This window comes from Echinicola sediminis (assembly GCF_054777495.1).
In genome coordinates this window covers 1-21,398 of record NZ_BAAHAP010000053.1, presented here as the reverse complement: position 1 = coordinate 21,398, position 21,398 = coordinate 1, and the positions used below count along the sequence as shown (strand labels likewise).

The 21,398-nt window shown below is 43.9% G+C and carries 17 protein-coding genes; 7 read left to right on the top strand and 10 right to left on the bottom strand.

Annotation, left to right across the window (positions count from 1 at the left end):
• Nucleotides 1-48: 48 nt before the first annotated feature.
• From ACYVAA_RS14060 to ACYVAA_RS14045, 4 genes are all read right to left on the bottom strand, one after another.
• Nucleotides 49-1,113, bottom strand: coding sequence for a GumC domain-containing protein (locus ACYVAA_RS14060; RefSeq protein ID WP_460542767.1), 1,065 nt, complete (start codon nt 1,111-1,113; stop codon nt 49-51).
• Nucleotides 1,113-3,719: an SLBB domain-containing protein gene (locus tag ACYVAA_RS14055; protein ID WP_460542765.1), complete on the bottom strand. Its 2,607-nt coding sequence runs from the start codon at nt 3,717-3,719 to the stop codon at nt 1,113-1,115. Before ACYVAA_RS14055 ends, ACYVAA_RS14060 begins: the two co-directional genes overlap by 1 nt.
• Before the next feature lie 280 nt (nt 3,720-3,999).
• Nucleotides 4,000-5,010, bottom strand: a complete 1,011-nt coding sequence (locus tag ACYVAA_RS14050; protein ID WP_460542763.1) for a radical SAM/SPASM domain-containing protein — start codon at nt 5,008-5,010, stop codon at nt 4,000-4,002.
• 73 nt (nt 5,011-5,083) lie between these two features.
• Entirely contained in the window at nt 5,084-6,424 is a 1,341-nt protein-coding gene (locus tag ACYVAA_RS14045) for a fasciclin domain-containing protein (protein ID WP_460542761.1), read from the bottom strand.
• A 108-nt stretch (nt 6,425-6,532) separates the two neighbouring features.
• On the opposite strand from ACYVAA_RS14045, the gene gldB reads away from it, so the two are divergent.
• Complete coding sequence (gene gldB, locus ACYVAA_RS14040) at nt 6,533-7,531, top strand: gliding motility lipoprotein GldB (protein ID WP_460542759.1); 999 nt, start codon at nt 6,533-6,535, stop codon at nt 7,529-7,531.
• On the opposite strand, the gene ACYVAA_RS14035 is transcribed toward gldB, so the two are convergent.
• The 5 genes from ACYVAA_RS14035 to ACYVAA_RS14015 form a co-directional block, all read right to left on the bottom strand.
• The gene (locus ACYVAA_RS14035) at nt 7,500-8,729 is read right to left on the bottom strand and encodes a glycosyltransferase family 4 protein (RefSeq protein WP_460542757.1); all 1,230 of its coding nucleotides are present in this window, start codon (nt 8,727-8,729) and stop codon (nt 7,500-7,502) included. The genes gldB and ACYVAA_RS14035 overlap by 32 nt on opposite strands.
• Nucleotides 8,726-10,510, bottom strand: a complete 1,785-nt coding sequence (gene asnB, locus ACYVAA_RS14030; RefSeq protein ID WP_460542755.1) for an asparagine synthase (glutamine-hydrolyzing) — start codon at nt 10,508-10,510, stop codon at nt 8,726-8,728. Before asnB ends, ACYVAA_RS14035 begins: the two co-directional genes overlap by 4 nt.
• 12 nt (nt 10,511-10,522) lie before the next feature.
• The gene (nth, locus tag ACYVAA_RS14025; protein WP_460542753.1) at nt 10,523-11,209 is read right to left on the bottom strand and encodes an endonuclease III domain-containing protein; all 687 of its coding nucleotides are present in this window, start codon (nt 11,207-11,209) and stop codon (nt 10,523-10,525) included.
• A 205-nt stretch (nt 11,210-11,414) separates the two neighbouring features.
• Complete coding sequence (locus tag ACYVAA_RS14020) at nt 11,415-11,651, bottom strand: hypothetical protein (RefSeq protein WP_460542751.1); 237 nt, start codon at nt 11,649-11,651, stop codon at nt 11,415-11,417.
• The gene (locus ACYVAA_RS14015) at nt 11,626-12,228 is read right to left on the bottom strand and encodes an RNA polymerase sigma factor (protein ID WP_460542749.1); all 603 of its coding nucleotides are present in this window, start codon (nt 12,226-12,228) and stop codon (nt 11,626-11,628) included. The genes ACYVAA_RS14020 and ACYVAA_RS14015 overlap by 26 nt, the downstream gene beginning before the upstream one ends.
• A 398-nt stretch (nt 12,229-12,626) precedes the next feature.
• On the opposite strand from ACYVAA_RS14015, the gene ACYVAA_RS14010 reads away from it, so the two are divergent.
• The 4 genes from ACYVAA_RS14010 to ACYVAA_RS13995 all read left to right on the top strand — a co-directional run bounded on the left by ACYVAA_RS14010 (nt 12,627) and on the right by ACYVAA_RS13995 (nt 18,248).
• On the top strand, nt 12,627-13,265 hold the full coding sequence (locus ACYVAA_RS14010; RefSeq protein ID WP_460542747.1) for a hypothetical protein: 639 nt from the start codon (nt 12,627-12,629) through the stop codon (nt 13,263-13,265).
• 88 nt (nt 13,266-13,353) lie between these two features.
• Entirely contained in the window at nt 13,354-16,173 is a 2,820-nt protein-coding gene (gene uvrA, locus ACYVAA_RS14005; RefSeq protein WP_460542745.1) for an excinuclease ABC subunit UvrA, read from the top strand.
• A gap of 132 nt (nt 16,174-16,305) precedes the next feature.
• The gene (locus ACYVAA_RS14000) at nt 16,306-17,352 is read left to right on the top strand and encodes a WD40/YVTN/BNR-like repeat-containing protein (protein WP_460542743.1); all 1,047 of its coding nucleotides are present in this window, start codon (nt 16,306-16,308) and stop codon (nt 17,350-17,352) included.
• A gap of 161 nt (nt 17,353-17,513) precedes the next feature.
• On the top strand, nt 17,514-18,248 hold the full coding sequence (locus ACYVAA_RS13995; protein ID WP_460542741.1) for a 1-(5-phosphoribosyl)-5-[(5-phosphoribosylamino)methylideneamino]imidazole-4-carboxamide isomerase: 735 nt from the start codon (nt 17,514-17,516) through the stop codon (nt 18,246-18,248).
• Nucleotides 18,249-18,326: 78 nt separating this feature from the next.
• On the opposite strand, the gene ACYVAA_RS13990 is transcribed toward ACYVAA_RS13995, so the two are convergent.
• Entirely contained in the window at nt 18,327-18,635 is a 309-nt protein-coding gene (locus ACYVAA_RS13990; RefSeq protein WP_460542739.1) for a hypothetical protein, read from the bottom strand.
• 125 nt (nt 18,636-18,760) lie between these two features.
• On the opposite strand from ACYVAA_RS13990, the gene ACYVAA_RS13985 reads away from it, so the two are divergent.
• Nucleotides 18,761-19,096: a tRNA-binding protein gene (locus tag ACYVAA_RS13985; protein ID WP_460542737.1), complete on the top strand. Its 336-nt coding sequence runs from the start codon at nt 18,761-18,763 to the stop codon at nt 19,094-19,096.
• A gap of 32 nt (nt 19,097-19,128) precedes the next feature.
• Nucleotides 19,129-21,398 (top strand): bifunctional UDP-N-acetylmuramoyl-tripeptide:D-alanyl-D-alanine ligase/alanine racemase (locus ACYVAA_RS13980; RefSeq protein ID WP_460542735.1); only part of this gene is annotated, 2,270 nt, incomplete at its 3' end.

Here is a 21,398-nt window from a genome sequence, read left to right as displayed (position 1 = left end):
GACAAAGAAAGATTTCTATCCATGTATCCCTGGCCACTTTTTTCAATGCTATTCCTTAATATTGGTCTGATAAAGTCTGGAAACATAGAGGTACAGTACGGCCAGGATAAAAGCTGCCATCCCCCCCATAAAAATCCCCACATACCATTTGAGCTTTGTCTCGGTAAGCGGGAATCGGGGCTTGTCGATTATCTGGATCAAAGGGGAACTGTTGCGGTGGTTGATTTTGGCGATCTCAAGATTTTTGGCAATCTCTGAATAGGCACTACTGGCCACTTGAATATCCACTTGCTTGCTTTTGGCTTCCACTGAAGCTCTTTGCATGAGTGGGTTTGGATTTGGCCGGTCATCTTGTATCCCTGCATATTCAGCAAGACTTTCATCCAGTACTGCTCTTACACTGTCTGCTTGGTGCTGCAATATGGCTAAATTTTCAGCTGTTTTTTTGGTTTTGGTTTCATAATAAAATGCATTGACATTTTCTACCAACCTTTCATTATAAACTTTTGCAAAACTTTCATCCTTTGAGGTCAAGGCTACTTTTATGATGCTCAATTTCCTGTCGGGCTTGTTCACGGAAAGTTCCTTATTTCTTATCCCCTTAGCCAGCTCCTTCATTACACTGTCCTGCTGAACAGAAAAATCTTCCCGGCCCAAGCTAAAATCCAGCTGGGAGAAATCGACCTTATCTGCCCATTTCTTATCCAGTTTATGAAAATCGACATATCGTTCCACCAAAAGCGTCTCTCCTTCAAAGGGACTGAGCAGCGTTTTAATCAGCATATTGTCTGACCGGTAAAGCTCCATGATATTATCCCCCTGAAACAATCCGCTGCTGCTGCCAAGGGACCCCAGATTGATCCCGGCTAAACTGGCCAAGCCTGATAAGCCGCCCATGCCTCTACCATCTGACTCCTCTAGTACAAAGGTGGTTTCTGCAGTGTACTTTGGTTTTTTCAGCCATGAAGCGCTAAGCCCCAATGCCGCACCTACCAACACCACTATCAGTAAAAACCGCCATTTACTTTTAAAATACTTGATCCATCCCTCTCCCCTCAGAATAAGCTCCCTAAAAGTAATCTTATCATCGAGTATATGTTTATGGTCTGCCATTAGTTCCCGTTATTGATTTGTGTAATCACCAACACCAAAGTGGCCAGCCCTGAGGTTAATCCAACTACTTCTCCCAACCTGATCGGTGCCCTGGGACCTTTTGAAGGTACAATTACCTCAGACCCCGGCTCTACTTTTGGGAAAGATTTTAAGAACAGAAAGCTTTTGGTTCTGGCCACCTCGCCATTGGCATATACCACATAGGCCCTTCTTCTCTTGGCCCTATTATCGAAGCCCCCGGCCCGGTCTATATAGTATTTCATCGAACGGTTTTTTTCGTGCCTCACGGTGGTAGGATAAATCACATCCCCCCTTAGCCTAACCGTTTCCAACTGTTTGGGAACACTGATAATATCCCCTTCTTCCAGTATCAGGTCATATTTTGAACCGGGTTGCTTCATGATGGTTTCCAGATCAATGGCAATGGCTTCTGTCTCTTTTATCCTGATTTCCGTCTGGGTACCCTCTCCCTCACTGATATTTTCTAAGGTTTCCTTTCTGGTTTTGGTAACCACATCATTTTTGGACGATTCTTTCACTCCCAGCTCTTTGTCGAGATTCAGCCGGCTCTTTTGGTTGAGCTGTGATTCTGATGGATCTTCTCCTTCCACTTCCAGACGATCCAAAAGTTGCTGCATATTTTTAGCCCTTCTGATCTGCTCAGAATCAGTGTTGTAATATTCTGTCCTTCTGATCAATGTCGCCCCCTTGGGATAAGCATAATCCGTAAGTCCTCCTGCACGACTGATCACATTCGAAATACGCTCCTCTGCTCCTTTTAAAGCAAAATCCCCAGGAGCATTGACCTGTCCTTCCACTTTCACCATTCTATCCATCGAAAAATTAGGCTTGCGGCGGATGATCACATGGTCAAATGGAGCTAACTCCTCTGAATTCTCATCAATACCCAATCCACCATTTAAATCAACCGGTATAAGTTCCACGGTCTCCCCAGCCCTCTTATCTGTTAGCCTTCTGGCAATTTCTATATCATGGATCGATGCTGACTCCCTAAAACCTCCTGCCCTCAAAATAAGGTCTTCCACCGTCATTCCCGCAGAATAAGGATAAATGCCAGGATCTCTGACCTCTCCTGAAACCTTGAGGTAATACTCATCCTTTAAATCATAAATAGAGGCTATTCTTACAATATCGTCGGCAACCAACGCATAGTCAGTTGCTCCTGAAATCACCTCCTGTAAATTTACTTGGATCACGGAAGTGGACAGGTCTTCATGACTACGAACGATACTTGCCCTTTGTAGGTAAGCATCCCCCTTCAATCCCTCGGCTTTTTCAATCAACTGTGATAAAGTCAGCCCTTCTGTAAGCGCATAGTTCCCTTCCCTAAAAACAGCTCCTTTGACTTGTACACGGTTCTTAAATCTGTTTAAAACCCTTCCAATCTTGTATTGATCCCCTCCTTTTAAAGTAAATATCCCATACTGACCCGCATAAACATCAGAAACCGCCTTTTCCTTTTCTGTGTATCGCGTTACACTGACCTTATCTTTAAAAGCATCATCGGTAAATCCACCGGCATATCCCAACACGTCTTCAAATGTTTCCCCTTCTTTTACTTCAAAAATCAGCGGCCGCTTAACAGCACCTTCCAACTTCACCCTTGCTTGATAAGGTTCCACCAAAACCACATCCTGATCCTGCAGCTGAAATCCCATATTCGCTTTACCATGTACCAATAAGTCATAAGCATCCACCGTGGCAACCTGCTTATTGTCCCTAAAAACTTTAATGTTTCGCATGGTACCGTTTACATTGGGGCCGCCTGCTGCATACAAGGCATTGAAAACCGTGCTAAAGGCGCTCAGCGTAAAAGTACCGGGCAAGCGTAGCTCTCCCACCATATGTACTTTTATACTCCTGATATTACCCAATGAAACCTCCATAAAAGTACTCGGGCTTGGGCCGGACATTTCGGTATAGAACTGGGAAAGACGGTTTTTGATCACCCTGCTTGCTTCAGCAATGGAAAGCCCCGAGACACTGATTGGACCTATATTGTCCAATATCAGTTTTCCCTCTGGAGTGACAGTCGACTCATAATAATTTTCGGAGACTCCGTACACATCCACATAAACCAAATCCCCGGGCCCCAATACATAGCTTTTTGGGGTAGCCAAACTCAAACTGGGTTCGAAAGTAAGCTTGCGCTCCTTTTGATAAAAAAGATCAAGCCCAAAATAAGGCTTCAGGGCTTCATGCTCTTCCAGATTACTTTGATTGGTCAATACTCCATCCAAAATCTCATTGAGGTCGGTCTGCATCCTAGGCTCCCTTTTGGATGCCGTTGCGCTGCTTTTCATTGTTGTGGAAGAACCTTCAAGATTTTGGATCCTCTCCTTTAACTTTTCCACCTCTACATCTGACATCCCTCTGGCTCTGGCCATTTCCAGCAAGTCTGCCTTACTGATCCCAGAACTTGATGCCCGCTCTAAAAGAGTCCTCAGCTGCTCATCCGAAAGTTCATCTACCTTGATAGTCGAAACATCAGGAACCGTTTGAGCCACTGATTGATCACAGATACTAAAAAACATCACCAGCCCCATAATTATAACGGGCAAAGCTGACTTCAAAAGTTTTATCATTACCTTATATTCTTTCCATTGTTGTGCGAGGCAGACACAGCTTCGCCACATCACTCACAAAGAAGTGATAATAGCCATGTTCTGATGTGTCTTTGGTACCTAAACTAAAAACCACCGTAAAGATAATTATTCCGAGGGATTGAGGACCATTCCTAACAAAGAATTGGAGGAACCGCTGCGAGAGACTAAAAACCCAAACCCAATCCCATGAATCGCCAATAACTTACCCATTAGCTAGGAGCATTTTATCAGCCGTTGGGCGGAACAACAAAAACCGGTCCTATTCACTACAGTTTTTACAAATTTCAATCTGCGTCCTGTCTCTGAGCAGTTGATGCCTAAAAGTCCGATAGGCATCGCTAAACCAAATTTGAGTCAGCTTGGAGAGATTGAGATCCCCCATCACATGACTGGCATCTTTGTCAAAACAACAGGGTACCATCTTGCCATCCCAGGTCACTACGGCCCCCTGCCACATCCTCCAGCACCTATTTTCTATTCTTTTTTTCAATTTCCACCTTCCATTCCCTTCCGGAACGTACCGTGAAAACTTGAGATTTTGAGGGATCAATTCGGAACCGTTTCGATAATCATAGATTTGTGCGGTTTTAAACTGTAGTTCATCTACCTTGAGCTCACTGGCCATTTCTTGTATATCGGCCATTTCGTGTTCATTTTTGCCCGTCACCAAAAACTGAAAAATTACTTGGGGATAAGACTGGTTTCTGCGTCCTCTTTCCTCTATCAGTAACCGGATACCGGACTTTACCCGATCCAAATTTCCACCTATCCTATAGTTCTCATACACCGCTTGTGACGCCCCATCTACGGACACGATCAATTGCTTTAAACCTGACTTCAAAATCTTGGGAACAGTCTTTTGATTTAAAAAATGGGCATTGGTAGAGGTAGCGGTGAATATTTTGTGTTGATCGGCATATTTTACCAACTCCAAAAAATTCGGATGTAAAAAAGGTTCTCCCTGGAAGTATAAATGGAGATAGGTCAGATGACCGGCACATTCCTGAATGATCTTTTCGTAAGTGGCTTTCTCCAACATTCCAGTAGGCCTGGAAAAACTCCTCAGTCCGGAGGGACATTCTGGGCAACGGAGGTTACAGCCAGTGGTAGGTTCTATGGACATGGCCGTAGGGAGTCCCCTCATCATGGGCTTTTTTACAAGGCGGGACCAATAGAAAGAAAGACAAAGTAGGCAGTAGTTAAGAATTTTCTCTCTGGTCAAAAACCTTGCATAGGCCTTACCGATCTCCCATTTAAATTTCCAATTCATCAAGTCTTATTCCTTACGATTTTATTGACTGCACCTTTTACGGCTTAATTAAGCTCCATCCATTTCTGAAGCACTAGGGAGTCAGTACTGATGAAATTCCATGAAGCACACCATTGGTAGCATGCTGATTTCGGTAATCTTCGCTTATCGCCACTCCATTTACGGTAGTGCCGCCAGCCTCCAAAATGAGCTCCCTACCTCCCATACGCGTCCTTAGGGATTGTCCGGCAAAGTCCTGGGTAAAAACTCTCCCCATTCCAATATGGTACTGAAGGGTTTCTCTAAGCATCGTTTCCTCCACTTCAAAGTATCCCGCAACGCCCAGTTGATCGTACCAATCAGCAAAAGCCTGGTTACTGGGAGCAAAAACCGTAAATGGGCCACGGGCATTTCCTTCCAGCTCGTCCAGAAGTCCTGCAAAGATCACCGCTGCTTCAAATTCTGCGTAGTCCTTGTTGCTTCCCACATCAGAAATGATGTTGGCCAAGGATTTTTCAGGTTTGACATATACCATATCCACCTCATGTATGAGCCCATTGCCCCCAAAAATATCCTTTTGGCTTAGTTGAGCCTGGCCATTTAGCCAAATGACATCTTCTTGATCAGTGCTTACAAAAAGAGAATCACCGGATACTACTTGTACCTTACCCGATTCGAATTCTTCTGAGGCCTTTTGCCCTTCCAGGATAAAGTATTGCATCATTGTTTCTAGGCCACTGGATGCCAGCCAATTCTCCTTGGTCAATCCTTGGCTTGAAAAATAGTCTTCAAATGCCTGGTCATTAGGAACCAAAAGGGTAAATTCTCCTTCTTGGACAAGCTGCCTCAAACCACTGGCCACCAAGCCTTCCAGAAAAACCGAATCTCCTCTATAGCCCAATAGCGTTAGGAGATTAAGCTGCATGGGTTCCAACACCCCGTCTATACCATAAACCCTTCCATTTGAAAGGCTTACATCTTCCAGCAATACCTCCACATCCCCATTCAATATCACCCTGCCTTCCGATTCAACGGCAAACAAAAAGTAGTCTGCCAATAAAGTCAACTGTATCTTATTCAATAAAGAGTCTCTGGGCAAAGAGCCTCTAATAATATGGTACCGAAGGAGTGCTTTCCATTCCTCCACCGTCATATCCTCCACTGACCCTATCCCATTTTCCTCAAAAGCTTTGTTGGTAGGGGCCATTATTGTAAAATGAGTTTGTTTTTGTAGAGAATCCCCCAGCCCCGTGATCTCCAAAACTTCGGACAAAAGACTGAAATTTGGATCTTGACCGATAAAGCCCTCCACAGTAAACCTTTGAAAATTGGGAGAGTGTTCCTCCTCCCCACAACTTGCCATAAAAAAAGCTGAAGCAACCAGAAAACACATTCCTGAATAAAACGTTATACTGCTGTAGTGACGGAATCCCATAAATTTTTGAATTATAAAACGCTTTTTTTGGAGAACCGCAAAAGCCATGCTTAAGTTTACAGTAAAAGTAGAACAAACTTATCACCAACCGTCCGACAAAGTTACTTCATGAGAATTAAACTCGGCATAATGCTTCTTTTTTTTCCTTTTTTGTGTGCATGCAAAAAAGAAAACAGCAGCTGCGTCCCCAGTGAGGAGATCATCAATGTCCCCGTAAATCTAGAGATCGAAAGACTGGAACCCTTGTTATTCGAGGCGAGCAGCAAGGAAGATATTGCCCTCTTTATTGAAAACCATCCTCAGTTTACCCAAAAATACCTTCAGGAAGAACTGTACCCCAGCCGGGAGGCCTTGGCAGAATCCCTTTTTCAAGTCAAGCAGGACACTTTAATGCAAGAGCTTTATCAGGAGGCCAGTTCCTATTTCAGCGATATTGGGAAAATTGAGCTTGAGCTGGAAAGCGCCTTTAAACATATCAAATATTATTACCCGGACTTCAACATTCCTGCAGTATATACTTTTGTAAGTGGATTCACCTCGGACCTGTACCTGGATGAAAACATGATCATCATAAGCCTGGACTATTTCTTACCGAATGATCACCGCTTTCAGCCGCCGGAAATCCCGGATTATATCGCCAAAAGATACAATGAAGAACACCTGGTTCCTATGATCATCACCGCCATATCCTCTAAATACAACCAAACCGATTTGCGGGACAATACCCTATTGGCAGAAATGGTGTTTTATGGCAAAGCTTACCATTTTACCAAGGCCATGTTGCCCTGTACTAAAGAAGAACTGATCATTGGTTATCATCAGGATGAACTGGCCGCATGCTATGCCAATGAAAGCTTTATCTGGACGCATTTGATAGAAAATGAAGCGATATATGAAACCAACCCATTTGAAATAAGAAAATACACTGGGGAAGCCCCCTTTACAGACGCGATCAGTCCTGACGCACCGGGAAGAGTGGGCCGTTGGGTGGGCTGGAACATTGTGGATGCCTTCGCTGAGAAAAATAGCATCAGCCTGACTGAAATGATGGCAGAAAAAGATGCCCGAAAGATTTTTATGCAATCAGCATATAAACCTCGTCAATAGCCGGTCTGGGATACTTCTTTGGATCCAGCGTATACAATAAGCGCGCTAAAGCCATTTCTTTGGTAAAATGCATTTCAGCCAAGTTCCTCGCCCTTTTCCCCATTGCTTTTAACATTCCCGGATTCTCATCCAGTTTTTCTAATTCCCCTACAGTTGAAATGGGCTTTTTGATATCGTAATACAGTCCTAATCCATTCCTCATCACCAAATCATGTATCCAGCCTCTATGATTGATCAAAATGGCCTTGCCCATGGCCAAGGCATCAAAAAACTTGTTGGGGCTATTGGTCCGTAAAACCGGCAACTGATCAAAAGAAATGACCGCCACATCGGAAACACTCAGCAATTTTCTTACTGCGTCTTTATCGCCAAAAGGCAAAAAAGCCAGGTTTTTGAGCTTAAGTGCTCCTGCTTTCTGTTTAAGGGCCGCTAATTTCCTTCCTTTTCCCATAATGCCAAACTGCCAATCTTTTCCGCTATCTTGGGCGGCTTTTGCCAGTTCCAAAAGATCTTCAAGAGCATTGACATCCCCTATGGCTCCGGCATAAGCAAGGGTCAATCGATCTTCCTTCCATCCCAAGGTCTCCAGATAGGTCTTATCTTTCGTTTGGACCGGTTTAAAAAAATCAACATCAGAAAAATTTGGGATAAGGCTGATATGCGCTTCCGGGACTTTTTCATAAATATAGTTCCTGATTCCTGGTGAAAGGGCCACCACTTTCAGTGCATGCTGATAGATCCTTTTTTCCATCTTATACAGCGCCTTTTTCAGCATGGAATGTCGAATGGCCCCCACCTGTACAGGTGCTTCCGGCCACAGATCCCTCACTTCAAAAATATAGGGCAAAGCCATTTTCCTTTTTGCCCATAAACCAATCAGGCCAGTCGTCAAAGGTGTAGAAGTGATATACAAAAGATCCGGCCTGTGGATCTTTTGCAGTAAACGCTTTGCTTGGCGAACAAAATCAATGAAAGCGTAAACACGTTTGATGAATCCAAACTTATTGTCATATGCTACCGGCAGGTAATGAACTTTGACTCCTGAGATGATTTTAAAATCATATTCTAGCTTATTATGCGCAGTAATGACTTCTACATCTATCCCTGCATCCACCATCCCTTTTGCTAAATGATAGGAACGCACTGCCCCGCCTTCTTCAGGGGTAAGAAAATATTGATGCACATAAACTATCCTCATCTCCGATTCTTTTTACACCAACTGGCCAACACAAACAGGTTCCAGACCTGTAGAAAGCTTTTTTTCAAATTTGCCTCCGGTGCGATGGCTAAATCACGCATTTCCTGAGGCAGTTGATCCGTCCACTCCTTTTCAAAATCCCTAATTACTTCACAAATAACATTCCTGAAATTCTCCTCATGAGTAAGCCATGACTTCAAGGGCAGGCCAAAGCCCAACTTTTTCCTTTTGGCATATTTAGACAAGCCAGCCTCATTCAATAATTCCCGTATCCACTGTTTCGAACTCAGTGCCAGGTGCTGCTCTTCGCTCATGGAGTTACTTAATTCCACAAGGGCTTTATCCAAATAGGGCGCCCTTCCTTCCACACCATGGACCATCAGTGCATTATCATGGATCTTGAGGATATCATTGATCAAATAATAATCCCTATCCCATGCCAAAGCCGATTTAAATGCCCCCTTTTCTTTTGGGTAATAGGCTAAAAACTTACCTTGGACCGCTGAAGGCACGGCCTGTAAAGAGCTGAAATTTAGAAATGTGGCTTCTTCGGAATTTTCTATGGCTTCCAGAAACTTATTGATCCCTCTTCCCATAGTTGGCATTTTACTTACCAAGACCCCCCATTTGGTAAGGCCCGCTTTGTGCTTCAAATAAAACCTAAAAGCCTCATGGCGGTTATATCCACCAAACAATTCATCAGCTCCAGCTCCACTAATGAGGATTTTTACATGTTTTTTGGCTTCCTTAGCTATCATCCAACTGATAAAACCGGCACTGTCCCCGACCGGCTGATCCAATGTACGGATATATTCAGCCCAGTTTTCGAGTACAAGCCCCGGGCTTAGCTGGATTTCATGATGGGCACAGTTATACTGACTGGCCAAAGCCCTTGCATACTGGGAATCTTGGAACTCGCCTAAGCCCTTACCTTCGTAGGTAACGGTAAAAGTATGAAGTGGCACACCGGTCTCCTTCACCCAGGTATGTAAAAGTAAACTACTGTCCGCCCCTCCACTTAGCAAAACTCCTACAGGGACATCTGCATGGAAATGCCTCAAAACGGCATCTGTCAATAGGCTATTGAAACGCGCTTTGCTGCACGCTTTGGACGCGACAGTTTCATGACTTGCCTTTGTTTCATTCAGCAACTTCCCATTCCAGTCCAGTTCCAGAATTTGACCTGGCAGGAGCTGTTTGATCCCTTTAAAAAAAGAATGTTCAGGAAAAGAGTGCCTCGAGAAATAGTAGGGCAAAAACTGGTGGCTGTCGATTTTATTTTCCACCAAGCCGGAATTTACCATTGCACTAGCTTCGGAGGAAAAAATCCAGCTTTCATTATGGTTGAAGAAATAAAGCGGCTTCTTTCCGTATGGGTCCCTGGCTACGAGGATTTCCTCTTTTGCTCCGTTTACAAATAGTAGGGCATACATTCCCTGTATTCCCTGTATGCCATCTCTCCCCCTTGCTTTAAGCCACTTTCCCAATACTTCCGTATCCGATCGGCTTTCAAACCTCAGCCCTTCGGACAAAAGCTGGTTCCTTAACTCATCCGCATTATACAAGGCGCCGTTCCATGCCAAAAAACAATCTTCTTCGATGACGACAGGCAGGTTGGGCCAGTCACCTAGATCCGAGGTTTTCAGCCGGTTGCCGGCCAAGAAAATACCAGTAGACAATTCTAACCATGCGGAGTGGTCCGGTCCTCTGTGTTGGGTGCCCTGCATCAGTTTTTCAATCGCACGGGCACCTCCATTCGGGAAGTTCAGGATCAGGTTCACGCCACACATAAATCACTTTTTGTTACCTGCAAGCAGTTCTTTTTCAGCCAGAATTTTTTCCTGGTTCTTTTCAAAATACCTGCAGAAATGGCTTATTTGGCACTCATTGCACTTGGGGCTTCTTGCCAGGCAAACGTAGCGCCCATGCAAAATCAACCAATGATGAGCAATGTGGACATGCTCCTTTGGAATATGTTTGATAAGCTGCTTTTCTACTTCCAAAGGAGTCTTGGCATTTTGAGGGACCAATCCCAGCCTTTTGGAAACCCTAAAAACATGGGTATCTACGGCCATATTGGGCTGGTTCCAAACCACTGAGGTGATTACGTTGGCGGTCTTTCTCCCTACCCCAGGCAGCTTGATCAATTCCTTTACAGTGGAGGGGATTTCACTATCAAACTCATCCACCAACATCTTGCCCAAACCTAAAAGGTGCTTGGTTTTATTGTTGGGATAAGAAACTGATTTGATATAAGGAAAAAGCTCGTCAAAATTGGAGGCAGCCAGATGGGCTGGTGTTGGAAAATCCCTGAAAATCGCCGGTGTCACGATATTTATTCTCTTGTCTGTACACTGTGCACTAAGCACCACGGCAATCAATAGCTGAAAGGGATTTTCATAATTCAGCTCTGTCTCGGCCACAGGCATATGGGTGGAAAAATGGTCAACAAATGCTTTATACCGCTCTTTCTTTAACATACTCTACTTCCTTAAGGTCCTCAACCCGAAATATACAATAGAAAATCTATTACGGCCTGAAACTGCTTTAAAATCAGTCCTCACGACGAATCCTATTACATAATCCGGCTTCAAAGATAGGAGAAATATAGGCCCAGTCCAATAAAAAGCCCTTCGACCGGAATCCGGTCGAAGGGCATCACAATAACTGTTTAAACTGTTTTACTTAGACTTTTTCAAGTCCGGAGAACTTTGCTTTGCTTTTGATGGCCTTGACGACCTTCTCTGAGGGCTCCAAAACCGCATCTTTGAGCTGATCTATGGTGCTTAAAAAGTCCAAATAATCCTGCATCAAATCTCCATCCCTGTGTAACACCCTCTCAAAGTCCTCGCTTTCTGCTTCACTCATATCCTGATAGATGTACCTTATCAGTTGCTCATTTAGGGTAAAATATTTTGTCATAGGCTACATTTATTTGTTTCAGTTTCTTACGCATATTAATCAATGCATACCGCATTCTTCCTAAAGCGGTGTTGATACTCACACCTGTCTGGTCAGCGATCTCTTGAAAACTCAAATCCATATAATGACGCATGATCAGCACTTGTTTTTGGGATTCGGGCAGTTCGTTGATCAGATCTCTGACCAATGCATATGTTTCGTCTTTGACCTTTCGGTCCTCCACATTATCATCAGCAAATTTCAAGGTATTGAAGAGATTTGATCCGTCCTCCATTACAATAGACGGATACCTTTTCATCTTTCTGAAATGATCAATGGCCAGGTTATGGGCGATGCGCATTAACCATGGCTGAAATTTCCCCTCTTCGTTATACCTGTCTGAACTTAGGGTTTGGATGACTTTCACAAATACATCCTGTAAGAGATCTTCCGCTACTCCCTGATCTTTCACTATCATATAAATCGTCGTATATACACGGGACTTATACTTGTCTACCAACACTTCAAAAGCCGCTTCGCTTCCGTTTCTGTATTGAGCAATAAGCTCACTGTCTTTAGGTCCTAACCTTTTACTCATAAATTCTGACGTTTAAATAACGTAGAGGTTTATTCCATATTGCAAACTTTAGGGTGAAACAAACAATGTTAATTCCAAATGTATATATTAGGAATACACAAAGCAACGAATTAACTGATTTTTTTAATCCACCAAAAGCATATTAGGGCATACGTTCGAAACATTCATCTATTTTTTATTAAAAAATCAGAATATTCATCTTTTTTAATTTTTCTCAAAATAACCGTATAAAACCCCAATTTCTATTCCAAAAAACCGTCATTCTTTTCAATCTTTCTTGAACCTCCCTCCCTTTATTGAAAAACACACCATTTTTCTTTTTTTCCAGTTTTAAATGGCTCACTTATTGTTACTTGATTCCAAAAACTGTAGAACTTTTCAACACCCCTTCACCGACTATGAAAACTTTCCTCCTCAACCTTATCCTCTACTCGCTGCTGTGCACATGCATTATCTCCTGCTCACAACATTCTTCGAATACCGTAAAAACCATTGAGGTAATCGGCATGGACGAACTTATGCTGGACTCCTTCCTTAAGCCAAGCATGACCGTAAGTTTCAATGGAAGCGTGGTTGACAAAGAAAGGCTTGAAACTTTAATGAACAGTGAAGAACTAAAAAACTTCCAGGTAAAAAAACAGAATGAAAGCTTCTACAAAGAAGGCATGTACAATGATAAAAGCCAGGATAATGATTTCAAGTACGGTATCAATTATCAGATAGTACTGGGAAAAGAATCTGACAAAACATTGATCAGCGAAGTTCTAAACAAAAGTAACATCCCGGTATCCATCCACAGTAATGGGTTTCATCTTCCTAGAGATCAAAACAAAACCCTTCAAAACCGCGGCTTTCAACATGCCCTGGGAGATGCTGAGGCTAGAATAGCAGCTTATGCGGACTCCTTGAACATGCGCTTTGAAATCATGGCCGTAGAGGAACTGGATGATTACCAGCTTTTCCCGGTGGACAATATTGTTTACCAGGACAAAATCATCAAAAAGCTCAAAGTCAAAGCACGCCTCTTGGCCAAATAAGCATTTTGGGGCATTGCGGAACTTTTAGACACAATTCAGCTTTAAACAAATTACCATTTCAAAAGTTCACTTGGTATCTTTGTAAGCTATGAATGAGACGACTGCCTTGAACACGACTTCCTTAGAAGAATTAGACCCTAAAGAATACATTATCATCAAAAACGCACGGGTAAACAACCTGAAGAACCTGAGCGTGGCCATTCCCAGAAACAAACTGGTGGTGGTGACAGGGCTATCCGGCTCCGGAAAGTCCTCGCTGGCCTTTGACACCTTGTTTGCGGAAGGCCAAAGAATGTATGTGGAAAGTCTAAGCTCTTACGCCCGACAATTCCTAGGAAGAATGGAAAAACCGGACGTGGAATATATCAGGGGCGTCTCACCTGCCATCGCCATTCAGCAAAAAGTCACCACCAAAAACCCCAGGTCCACGGTGGGCACCACTACAGAAATTTATGATTACCTAAAACTGCTTTTCAGTCGCATCGGAAGGACGATCTCCCCTGTAAGCGGTGAGGAAGTAAAGCACCATACAGTCACCGACGTGGTGGATTATATCCACACCTTTGAAGAGGGAGACAAGGTAATGATCAGCTGCCCTTTACAAATTACCGAAGGCAGAGATGTCCTTAAAGAGCTTGAGGTATTACTTCAAAAAGGCTTCACAAGGGTTTTGATAGAAGGAGAGGCCCATTTTGTAGAAGACCTCTTATCGGACAAAAAAATCCCAAAGGGTTCAATTGAAATCTTGATCGACAGGGCAGTTATCCAAAAAGATGACGAAGACAATCAATTCCGGATCGCTGACAGTGTGCAGACCGCTTTTTATGAAGGACATGGAGAATGCTTCATTGTCATTCCCGGCAAGACCGACAAGCACTTCAGCGACAGATTCGAATTGGACGACATGACATTCGAACTTCCTTCAGTTAATTTTTTTAGCTTTAATAATCCCTATGGGGCCTGTAAGACATGCGAAGGCTTCGGTTCTGTTTTAGGGATAGACCCTGACCTGGTCATTCCCGACAAATCACTTTCCATTTATGAAGGAGCAATCGCCCCTTGGAGAGGCGAAACCACCAAAAAGTGGGCGGCTCCGCTTATTAAAAACGGAATCCATTTTGACTTCCCCATTCATCGGCCATATGAAGATTTGGACCAGACCCATAAAGAGCTATTATGGACGGGCAACAGTCATTTTAAAGGACTCAATGAGTTTTTTGACCACCTTCAGACAAAAACACATAAAATACAATACAGGGTGATGCTTTCCCGATTCAGAGGCAGAACCACCTGCCCTGATTGTAAAGGCACAAGACTCAGAAAAGATGCCTCCTATGTAAAAGTCAATGGACACTCCATTACGGACATTGTCCTCATGCCTATTGAGCGGGCGTTGGACTTCTTCGAGCATTTGCAACTCAGCCCTTCTGAAGAAAAAACCGCCAACAGGCTATTGAAAGAAATTCTCAATCGTCTCGAATACATTGACAAGGTAGGCTTGGGTTACCTCACCTTAAACCGGCTGACCTCTACCCTGTCTGGGGGAGAATATCAGAGAATCAAACTGGCCACCTCCCTAGGCAGTGCCTTGGTAGGCTCCATGTATATACTTGATGAGCCCAGTATAGGCCTGCACCCCAGGGATACTGACCGCCTTATTTCGGTACTCAAATCCCTGCGGGACCTTGGCAACACAGTGATTGTGGTCGAACATGAGGAAAAAATCATGAAAGCCGCAGATGAAATCATCGACATAGGCCCTGAGGCAGGTATACATGGAGGGGAGCTGGTCTTCCAAGGCGGACTGGATGACCTCCTTTCACACGGCGAAACCTATACGGCCAAATACCTAAAAGGAGAAGAAAAAATCAACGTCAAAAACGGCAACAGGAAATGGAAAGATAAAATCACCATTAAAGGTGCCCGTGAAAACAACCTAAAAAATGTCAGTGTACAGATTCCGCTAAACACACTGACCGTCATCACCGGTGTCAGTGGTTCAGGAAAATCCACTTTGATCAAAAAAGTCCTCTATCCAGCCTTGGGTAAAATGCTGGGGACCGTCATCGATGAATCGGGTAAATTTGATAAAATCGAAGGCGATTATAAATCCATCTCCCAAGTAGAATTTGTCGATCAAAACCCCATAGGAAAATCCTCTCGTTCGAACCCGGTGACCTACGTAAAAGCTTACGATGCAATCCGAAGTTTATTTGCAGAGCAAACCCTTTCCAAGCAAAGAGGCTACAAACCGGCCTTCTTTAGTTTCAATGTGGACGGAGGGCGATGTGAAGCCTGTCAGGGAGAAGGCACCCAAAAAATCGAAATGCAGTTCATGGCTGATATTTTCCTAACCTGTGAATCCTGTAAAGGAAAACGCTTCAAAAATGAAATCCTGGACGTTACTTACAAAGGGAAAAACATTGCTGAAGTATTGGACATGAGCATAGACGAGGCCATGGAGTTTTTCCAGGGAAAAAACGCTGTTATCCACCGGCTGCAGCCCCTGCAGGAGGTGGGATTGGGCTATATCGGCCTTGGCCAATCTTCCAATACCTTAAGTGGGGGTGAGGCCCAGAGGGTCAAACTGGCCTCTTTTTTAGGCAAAGGAAACAGCAAAAACAAGGATCAGATTCTCTTCATCTTTGATGAACCCACTACAGGCCTCCACTTTCACGACATCAAGAAACTGCTTCATTCCATCAATGCGCTAATTGAGGAAGGGCACTCTGTCATCATCATTGAGCACAATACGGAAGTCATCAAATCTGCCGATTGGGTTATCGATCTTGGCCCTGAAGGAGGAGAACGCGGGGGAAAAGTCATATTTGAAGGGACTCCGGAGGCTTTGAGGGAAGTAGAGACAAACTACACAGCCATGTACCTTCGAGAATCAAGCATTGATTAAAACAGCCCTATGTGAGCATTAAAAACATAACCGAAAAATAGTGGTAATCTGCTGCTTTTTAAGAAACTATTCTAGGCTAAAACAGGTTAAAAAATTATCCTGTTTTATAAAAATTAAGGCTTTTAAACTAAGATGAGACATTTAATTCTACTCCTCTTTTTGGTAAGCGTAGTTTCAAGTTCATTCACTTCCTGCAATTCCCCTAAAGCAGATGATGTCAAAGCATCGCTGGGATGGAAGGTACTAAAAACTCCCACCAAAAGTTCATTAAGGGGCTTATCTCCTTTGACAAAAGATATTGCCTGGGCAACAGGAAGCAATGGCCAATGGATGCTCACAGTGGACGGAGGAGCCAGCTGGGAACACGGGATCATTGACGGACTGGACACGGTAGATTTCAGGGATATTGAAGCCTTTAGTGCAAGTACAGCAATTGCGGTATCGGCAGGACAACCGGCTGTCATCTATAAAACCACCGATTCGGGCAAAACCTGGAAAAAGAAATATGAAGGCCCTCCTGAGGCCTTTCTGGACGGTTTAGCTTTCGTAGACGAGCGCAATGGCTATGCCTATGGAGACCCCGTGAACGGAAAATGGATGATTTTGAACACCTTAAATGGCGGCGAGACATGGGACTTGCTTGCCACTGCTCCGAAAGCTTCTGCTGGTGAGGCTAGTTTTGCCGCAAGCGGCTCAGGAATCTTGGCAAAAGACCAGCGCGTCTGGATTGCCTCCGGGGGAACCAAAAGCAATGTCTATTACTCCAATAACCAGGGAGCTGACTGGGACACCATTCCAACACCGATCATACAAGGAGAACCTTCGCAAGGGATTTTTTCATTGGGGGCCATCAATAAGAAAAACCTTGTTGCAGTGGGTGGGGATTATAAAAATCCAGAGCAACAGGAGAACAATATTGTACTCTCTATTGACGGGGGACTCACCTGGGAAAAGCCCAATGGCAAAAATCCCTCAGGCTATCGTTCTGGAGTCGTATATTACCCAAAATATGGCTGGATCATAGCTGTAGGGCCAAATGGCAGCGATGTTTCCAAAGATGCGGGTATAAACTGGTCAAAATTCTCAGAATTGGGCCTGCATGCTGTCAAACTGTCCAAAAACGAAGAAGCTATCTGGGCTTCTGGTGCAAACGGAAGCGTCGCCATCCTAAGCCAATAAACCACTATCTAATAGACAGTTAAACATATTTTACAGAATAAAACTATTAAATCCCTGTTTGATATGTTATATTAGTAAATACAAGTAAAGACATTGTATTCTGAAACATCTTAGGATCAGAAGAAAAACGAGAAGCCATCCTCAACTTAATAGAAACCCAAATGTTTGACATCATACCATCCATATGGCTGATAAACGGAAAGTGTGTCCGTCTGGTAAGAGGGGATTTTAAAACAGAGCAAATCATCTCTGACAACCCTTTGGAAATTGCACAGGAATTTGAAGACTGCGGCATTGAATGGCTGCATTTAGTCGATTTGGATGGTGCCAGGAGAGGAGAGCCAAAAAATTACCATATCCTAAGCACCATTGCAGCCTACACCACGCTCAAGGTGGACTTTACAGGCGGTGTGGCCACTGACGGTGCGGTGATTAAGGTATTTGAACATGGCGCAAAAACCATCACCGCGGGGACCGTTGCAGTCAAATCACCTGAAAAATTTCATCAATGGCTGATTTCTTATGGACGTGAGAAAATAAACATGGCGGCTGATACTGATCCTGTGGATCATAAAATCAAAATAAGAGGCTGGCAAAAAAATACAGACATCCATATTTTTGACCAGATACAGCATTTCTATGACAGAGGCCTGAAATACCTCAAATGTTCCGACACTACCCGCGAGGGAGCCATGAAAGGCCCTAATTTTAAGCTTTACAAAGAAATCATCGACAAATTCCCCAATCTACACCTGGTAGCCAGTGGCGGAATAAGAAACGTAGATGACTTCAGAAAGCTTAGGGACATGGGACTGCGAGGGGTGGTTTTTGGAAAGGCCTATTATGAAGGCAAAATCAAACTGAACGAGCTTAAGGAATTCGTTCTTACAGTCTAATATCAAAATAAAAGAAGGAGGCTTAAAAGCCTCCTCGTTTGGGTTATTGTTAATTGTAAAATATATTGGGTTCTTTGCTTAATCTTCCTTAAATCGATCCACGATGTATAAAAACAAGTTAAAGGATAGAGTGGACATTTCTTCTTTTTTCTCTTCTTTTTCGCCAGAAGCCTTATATACAGGATTTTCCTTTACCTCTTTCACCGTTTTGCTGGAATGGTTTGGCGACATTTTCTCTGGTCGATACCCATCGATCATAGGCTCTTCCGCATCCTCCACGGGAGCATTAAGAATACTCTTTTCCCGCTGCCCGTTGCGGTTATCGCAATCCCTAACTTCCTGCGCATCCGCATCAACATACCAAAACGTGCCAATTGCAAGCCCCATAAGGAGTGCTTTACTGTAATAAGGCAGGATTTGGCCGATTTGAAGCATTATAAAATATAATTTTAATTTTCCTTGTTTATCCTTCACACATTCAAAGTTTCCAAATATACAAATTAATAAATAATATGCAAACCATTCAGTTTTCTGATTTTCAAAAGGTTGAAATAAGAGTAGGCACTATCATAGCTGCGGAGATTTTTAAAGAAGCCCTTAAACCCGCCTACAAATTGCAAGTGGATTTGGGAGGCCTGGGCATCAAAAAAACTTCTGCCCAACTAACCGACAATTATGAACCTGAAAAATTATTGGGCAAGCAGGTCATATGTATTTGCAATTTTCCTCCCAAACAAATCGCCAACATCATGTCGGAAGTGCTGGTGACCGGTTTTCCCGATGAAAACGGCCATGTGGCACTCGCCACTGCCGACCTTCCGGTTCCAAATGGAGCAAAACTCTATTAACTTTGTCCTCTGTTTCCGGCAAATAAAAAACAATGATCCACCCCATTACAGTAAAAGAGCTTGCCCTCATCGTAAAAGGAAAAATCCTCCAAGAAGAGAGCACTGAAATCGTCAACTTTGTTTCGACAGACACCAGAAAGGTCATCAATGCCGGCCAGACGCTTTTTATTGCGCTTCGAGGCTTTAAAGTGGACGGTCACGACTTTCTTGAGACAGCTGCCATGCAAGGTGTAAGCCATTTTATCATTGAAAAAGACATTGATTTAAGCAGTTTAAAGAACACCAATGTCATTAAAGTCCCTGATGCATTGGTGGCGCTACAAGCATTGGCAAAATGGAACAGGAATGCTTTTCAGGGCCCTGTAATCGGGATCACGGGCAGCAATGGAAAGACCATCATCAAAGAGTGGCTAGGGCAATTCCTAGTGAAAAAGTTTGACATTGCCAAGAGCCCCAAGAGTTATAACAGTCAAACAGGGGTTCCGCTTTCCATCTTTGGGATTGAGAAGCACCATAAGGTGGCCATTCTGGAAGCAGGTATTTCCAGACCCGGAGAAATGGCAAAACTGGAGATGATGATCAAACCCAATATTGGGATCTTTACCAATATTGGTACGGCACATGCTGAAGGATTTAAGAACCAGGAAGAGAAACTTCACGAAAAAGCCCTGCTTTTTCAGGATGTCCAATATCTTATTTATAGAAAAGATCACCAACTGATTCACGATTACCTGATCCAACGGTTTCCATCTGACCGATTGATTTCATGGTCCCAACAAACAGGGGCCGATTATACCCTTTCTGTGAAAAAAGAGAGCAACGGCAGTAAGTTGACCCTGATCAAGCCGGACATGGGGCTTTACACCTTCCATACCAAATTTACTGATGAAGCTTCATTAGAAAACCTCAGACATACCATCATTGCCAGCATCACACTCGGGCTGAGCGAGCGGGAAATCCAGCAAACCCTGCCCCAGCTAAATACCGTAGAAATGCGGCTGACCTTAAAATCAGGCATCCATCAATGCCTGCTGATCGATGACACCTACAACAATGACCTGGCAGGGCTGGACATTGCCTTGGAATTTTTACAAAGCCAAAGGCCCAAAAACCGAAAAGTACTTATCCTTTCTGACCTACTTCAGGCCGGAGAAAAAGAAAAGGTTTACCAAAAAGTCCATGACCTCCTTCAGCACTATCAGTTGGACCTCTTAATTGCAGTAGGAACAGACATCAGACGGCTTGAAAAAACTCCTCCCTGCGAGGTTATCTTTTTCCGCGACACTCCACATCTTCTCTCCTCTTTGGCCGGGATAAACCTCCACAACGATCTGATTTTGATCAAGGGAGCCCGGACTTTCCAATTTGAGAATGTGGTGAATGCCTTACAGGAAAGGCTGCACGGGACAGTGCTGGAAATCAACCTCAATGCCCTAAGGAGAAATTTCACTTTTTATAAAAAACAACTGAAGCCGGAAACAAAGATCATGGTGATGGTCAAGGCCTTTGCCTATGGAGGAGGAGCCACGGAAATTGCCCACCACCTAGAGCAATTGAAGGCAGATTATCTGGCTGTGGCCTATACGGACGAAGGGGTATCCCTAAGGCAGGATAAAATCGAGCTGCCCATCATGGTCCTCAACCCGGCCCCAGAATCCTTCAGCAACCTCATCAAGTACCAACTTGAGCCGGTCGTATACAGCCTCTCCTTTTTCCGCCAGCTAGGTGAATTTTGCCGGGCAAACCAAGCATTGATCCGGATACATATGGATCTTGACACGGGAATGCGCCGTTTGGGATTTGAGGAGGAGGATCTCGAGCAGCTCCAAAAATTGATCAAGGAATATCCCGAATTGGAAATAGCCAGCCTTTACACCCATTTGGCCGGTGCGGATGAGGCAATGCACAAGGATTTCTCCCTACAACAACTGGCAAAGTTTCAGTCAATGGGAAGCAAAATAAAATCCATCCTTCATTACACCCCCCTGATGCACGCCTTGAATTCGGCCGGCATCATCCGATACCCTGAGCACCAAATGGACATGGTAAGATTGGGAATTGGCCTGTATGGAGTAGAAGTGAACAGCCTTCATGAGGAAGCCCTACAACCGGTAAGTATCCTAAAAACAACCATTTCCCAGATCAAGCAACTGGCAAAGGGAGAGTCTGTAGGCTACAGCCGAAAAGGGACCATGACGCAGGACGGAAAAATCGCTACCATCGCCATAGGCTATGCTGACGGCTATGACCGTAGGTTCAGCAACGGCCTAGGAAAGGTATTGATCAAAGGCCAAAAAGCCCC

Bases quoted from the DNA above. Each gene is read 5' to 3' on its own strand.
- uvrA (WP_460542745.1), top strand. From the start codon at position 13,354: ATGAATGAGACGACTGCCTTGAACACGACTTCCTTAGAAGAATTAGAC.
- ACYVAA_RS14055 (WP_460542765.1), bottom strand. From the start codon at position 3,719: ATGATAAAACTTTTGAAGTCAGCTTTGCCCGTTATAATTATGGGGCTG.
- ACYVAA_RS13995 (WP_460542741.1), top strand. From the start codon at position 17,514: ATGTTTGACATCATACCATCCATATGGCTGATAAACGGAAAGTGTGTC.
- ACYVAA_RS14035 (WP_460542757.1), bottom strand. From the start codon at position 8,729: ATGAGGATAGTTTATGTGCATCAATATTTTCTTACCCCTGAAGAAGGC.
- gldB (WP_460542759.1), top strand. From the start codon at position 6,533: ATGAGAATTAAACTCGGCATAATGCTTCTTTTTTTTCCTTTTTTGTGT.
- ACYVAA_RS14020 (WP_460542751.1), bottom strand. From the start codon at position 11,651: ATGACAAAATATTTTACCCTAAATGAGCAACTGATAAGGTACATCTAT.
- ACYVAA_RS13990 (WP_460542739.1), bottom strand. From the start codon at position 18,635: ATGGGGCTTGCAATTGGCACGTTTTGGTATGTTGATGCGGATGCGCAG.
- ACYVAA_RS14000 (WP_460542743.1), top strand. From the start codon at position 16,306: ATGAGACATTTAATTCTACTCCTCTTTTTGGTAAGCGTAGTTTCAAGT.
- ACYVAA_RS14050 (WP_460542763.1), bottom strand. From the start codon at position 5,010: ATGAATTGGAAATTTAAATGGGAGATCGGTAAGGCCTATGCAAGGTTT.
- ACYVAA_RS14015 (WP_460542749.1), bottom strand. From the start codon at position 12,228: ATGAGTAAAAGGTTAGGACCTAAAGACAGTGAGCTTATTGCTCAATAC.
- ACYVAA_RS14060 (WP_460542767.1), bottom strand. From the start codon at position 1,113: ATGGCAGACCATAAACATATACTCGATGATAAGATTACTTTTAGGGAG.
- ACYVAA_RS13985 (WP_460542737.1), top strand. From the start codon at position 18,761: ATGCAAACCATTCAGTTTTCTGATTTTCAAAAGGTTGAAATAAGAGTA.
- ACYVAA_RS14045 (WP_460542761.1), bottom strand. From the start codon at position 6,424: ATGGGATTCCGTCACTACAGCAGTATAACGTTTTATTCAGGAATGTGT.
- nth (WP_460542753.1), bottom strand. From the start codon at position 11,209: ATGTTAAAGAAAGAGCGGTATAAAGCATTTGTTGACCATTTTTCCACC.
- ACYVAA_RS14010 (WP_460542747.1), top strand. From the start codon at position 12,627: ATGAAAACTTTCCTCCTCAACCTTATCCTCTACTCGCTGCTGTGCACA.